The following is a 3,181-nucleotide window of genomic DNA, read 5'->3' on the forward strand; positions in this document are numbered from 1 at the left end:
TCGCTGCTGCGGGGCGGCAGTTGACTGCCGCCCCGCAGCAGCGAGGTCGGCGCATCGCGCTTCACGCTCGACGCAGGGCTGTCGTCCTCGTCGGACCCGGCGAGCGGCGGCGCGAACACCGTGGCAGGCAGCGGTACGGATCCGGCGTCCGAGCCAGGAGCGGAGTTGGTGTCGGTCCCGGCCCACGGGGTCGCCCCTTCGGGCACCCCCGCCTTCGGCCAGGACGACGGCGAGGCGCTCACATCGGCCGAGGGCATCCCGGCGGACGAGTCCCCGGACAACGGCCACCCGGACGCACCGGGTACACCGGACGCACCGGGTGCGGAATCGGAGGGCTCAGCTGCGGCCCCGATCCCCGCCTTGCTGTCCGCCACGTCCTGCAGCCACTCCGGCGGCGACAGCAGGAACGACGTCTGGTTCAGATCGACCCGCTGCGGCGCGCCGGAAGCAGCAGCCGGAGGCGCGTCCCGCACCCCGTACTCCTCCTCGTACCGACGGATGACCTCACCCACGGGCAGCCCGGGCCACAGCGTCGCCTCACCGCTGTCCCGCGCGATCACCAGCCGCTGACGCCCGCCGCCGCCCGAAGGCCCGTCCGCGCGGTCCTCGGCCCACAGCACGAAACCCAGTTCGAACTCCCGCACCCGCACCTCACGGTGCTGATACGAGGGCACGTCCCCGTTGACCCACTCTTCCGCGCGCTCCTGCGCCTGCGCGAAGGTCACCATCGGAAGCTCACTCCCCCACCGAAACAGCCGGAACAACCGGGACGGCGTGCGCGAAGCCGCCGTCCACCATCAGATTCGCCACGGTCTCCAGCTCCGGCGGATTGCCCGCCAGGCGCGCCAGGAACGCGTCGAAGTCCTCACCGCACGGCATCAGCAGCCGCTCCACCCGCTCGGCGGGCGACCACGCGGCGTCCACGTCCCGCACATCGTCGTACGCGCAGAACCACACCGAACCGGCGTCGCCGCCCTTCACCTTCACCGCGAGCAGACCGCCCTGGACGAAGGCGACGCCCAGAAAGTCCTTCGTCAGGTGGTCCCGCAGACACTTGTTGACGTACACCAGATCGTTGACCGCGGCCTCGTCACGAATCGTGAAGAACGGCTGGTCGACCAGGAGCCCCAGCTCCGCGTCGAGCGCCGCACCCACCGGCGCGCACCCGCCCGCGGCCTTGAGGAACGAGCGGTACGCACCGGGCAGCCGGCAGCCCAGGTCCTCCTCCGCGCCGAGGAGTTGCTGCTCGGTCACGGCCACCGCGCCCTTGGGCACGTTGAAGTGGACCGGCCTGGTCTCCTGCAGCGGACGCGTCCCGCGCTTGGCGTGGTCGACGGTGGCCGTCGCGATGCCGCCGTGGTGCCGCAGCAGCGCCTTGACCTCCACGGGGACCAGTTCGAGACGCCGCGTACCGGGTACGTGGTGCCAGGTCCAGCCGTGCGGAGTGGCGACCGCGGGGATCGTGCCCCACAGCTCGTGCCCGTCGGCGGCCATCGCGGCATTGGCGGACACGTAATCCGTCAGCCTCAGTTCGTCGACGCCGAAACCCTCCGGAGGGTCGGCGATCTCCGCGGCGGCGCGCGCGTACGGCGCGAGAACCGGGTAGCCGTCGCTGTCCACCCGCACACCCCGAGGGTGGCGCGCGGCCCGGACCGGGTCCGGGAAGTTCACGACCTGCCCGGCATAGGCCGCGTTCGGTGGCGCGGATTGCTGCCCGAGCCGACCTGTCGTCATGGCGGTTGCCCCCTGCTGCGTCCGGCGTGTTGACCACAGCCTATGCGGTCGGGCAAGGGGGAGAACCGCCCCTCCGCTTCCGTAACGAACCGTCACACCGGCGTGACCCAGCGCCGAAACCGCACCCGGTCCAACACGCGATCCGCGGCCCCAGCTTCCTTATCCACGGCCACGTTTGGCAGGCTGGCCCCCTGCAACTCGGGGGCTTGCAGCAAAGTGGGAGGGAAGGTACGACCATGAACAGCGCACCACCATCGCCGGCGGCCATGACCACAGCGGGTGACCCGCGCCTCAACTGGGGCAGCGCGGCCACCCCTCCTCCCACGCTGCGCCACCGCCGCGACGGCATCCTGCCGACGGTCGCCGCCGCGCTTTCCGTACGAGGAGCCGACACCCTCACCGCGACCGCGGGCAAGGCCGACCAGCCGCCCGCGCTCCACCACCTCGTCCAGGACTTCCTCGACACCCTCACCAGCGGCCAGCGCGAACGCTTCACCGGGCGCTGCCCCGAGGCGATCCTGCTCTCCCGCCACCTCGCGGCGGCCGATTCCTCGCGCTCCAAGCGGGCTGCCCGTAAACCCCTCACGTCGGGCGAGGCCCGGCGTACCCTCAAACACGCGAAGATCACCGCCCGCCGCATCCGCGAGGACGGCGACCCGCTGCACGGCAGCTACGCACCGCCCTGCCGCACCTGTACGGCCATGCTCGCCCACTTCGGCGTCCGCGCGGTCGACCCCGCCACCGACGCCGCCGAGAAGGGCTGAGCACCACCCGATGCACGACGCCACCGCCGCGCCCTCCTCCACTGCCTCCGCCGCCACCGCGCCTGCGGTCTCGGCGGCCCGCTTCCCGGCCTCCGTCGAGAGCGCCCTGCGCGAAGCCGGCTGGCAGCCCGGCCGCTGGGACATCCGCCAGGCGGAGCAGTGGGCCGACGCCCTGCGCGAGTACGCCTCGCCCGGGGGCCACCAGCACCATGTGTTCCCCGCGGCGGTCGAGGCCTGGGCGGAGTTCGGCGGCCTCAGCATCACCTCGCCGGGTCTCGGCCGGCAGACCGCACCCGCCGAGATCCGCTTCGACCCGCTCCGCGGGCTGCACCTCGCCCGTACGCTCGCCGATCTAGGCCGCGCGCTCTCCACGGAACTGTCCCCGCTCGGCGAGGAGGGCGAGGCCCAGGCGGTCCTCGCCATCGACACCGAGGGCCGGATCTACAGCGTCGACCACACCGGCGACTGGTATCTGGGGCCCGACATCGACCGGGCGCTGACCACCCTGCTCACCGGTGTGCAGCCGATCCGGCTGACCTCGGACTGATCAGCCGGCCCTCACGCTGCCGTCAGGCCGCCCGCTCCGGCAGTACGGCGGAGACCCGGAACCCCCCGGAGTCCGTCACCCCGGAAACGAACACCCCGCCCAGCGCGGTCACCCGCTCCCGCATCCCCACGAGCCC

At 72.7% G+C, this 3,181-nt stretch carries 5 protein-coding genes; 2 read left to right on the forward strand and 3 right to left on the reverse strand.

What is annotated here, in order from left to right:
- Together J0695_RS33825 and J0695_RS33830 are read right to left on the reverse strand one after the other, a co-directional pair.
- The coding region (locus J0695_RS33825; RefSeq protein ID WP_505383618.1) for an SUKH-4 family immunity protein at positions 1-728 on the reverse strand (728 nt) is incomplete at its 3' end.
- A gap of 7 nt (positions 729-735) precedes the next feature.
- Positions 736-1,734, reverse strand: a complete 999-nt coding sequence (locus tag J0695_RS33830) for an SMI1/KNR4 family protein (RefSeq protein ID WP_206968592.1) — start codon at positions 1,732-1,734, stop codon at positions 736-738.
- 236 nt (positions 1,735-1,970) lie between these two features.
- Here J0695_RS33830 and J0695_RS33835 point away from each other — a divergent pair, with 236 nt between their 5' ends.
- Positions 1,971-2,498, forward strand: a complete 528-nt coding sequence (locus tag J0695_RS33835) for a YwqJ-related putative deaminase (RefSeq protein WP_206968593.1) — start codon at positions 1,971-1,973, stop codon at positions 2,496-2,498.
- Between the two features lie 10 nt (positions 2,499-2,508).
- Positions 2,509-3,045: an SUKH-3 domain-containing protein gene (locus tag J0695_RS33840; protein ID WP_206968594.1), complete on the forward strand. Its 537-nt coding sequence runs from the start codon at positions 2,509-2,511 to the stop codon at positions 3,043-3,045.
- A 22-nt stretch (positions 3,046-3,067) separates the two neighbouring features.
- Here J0695_RS33840 and J0695_RS46395 read toward each other — a convergent pair.
- On the reverse strand, positions 3,068-3,181 hold a 114-nt coding region (locus J0695_RS46395; protein WP_505383619.1), incomplete at its 5' end, for an ATP-binding protein.

Source organism: Streptomyces beijiangensis (assembly GCF_017315755.1).
GTDB lineage: Bacteria > Actinomycetota > Actinomycetes > Streptomycetales > Streptomycetaceae > Streptomyces > Streptomyces beijiangensis.

Excerpts from the sequence above, each read along its gene's own strand:
- J0695_RS33830 (WP_206968592.1), bottom strand. The coding sequence starts at position 1,734 with ATGACGACAGGTCGGCTCGGGCAGCAATCCGCGCCACCGAACGCGGCC.
- J0695_RS33835 (WP_206968593.1), top strand. The coding sequence starts at position 1,971 with ATGAACAGCGCACCACCATCGCCGGCGGCCATGACCACAGCGGGTGAC.
- J0695_RS33840 (WP_206968594.1), top strand. The coding sequence starts at position 2,509 with ATGCACGACGCCACCGCCGCGCCCTCCTCCACTGCCTCCGCCGCCACC.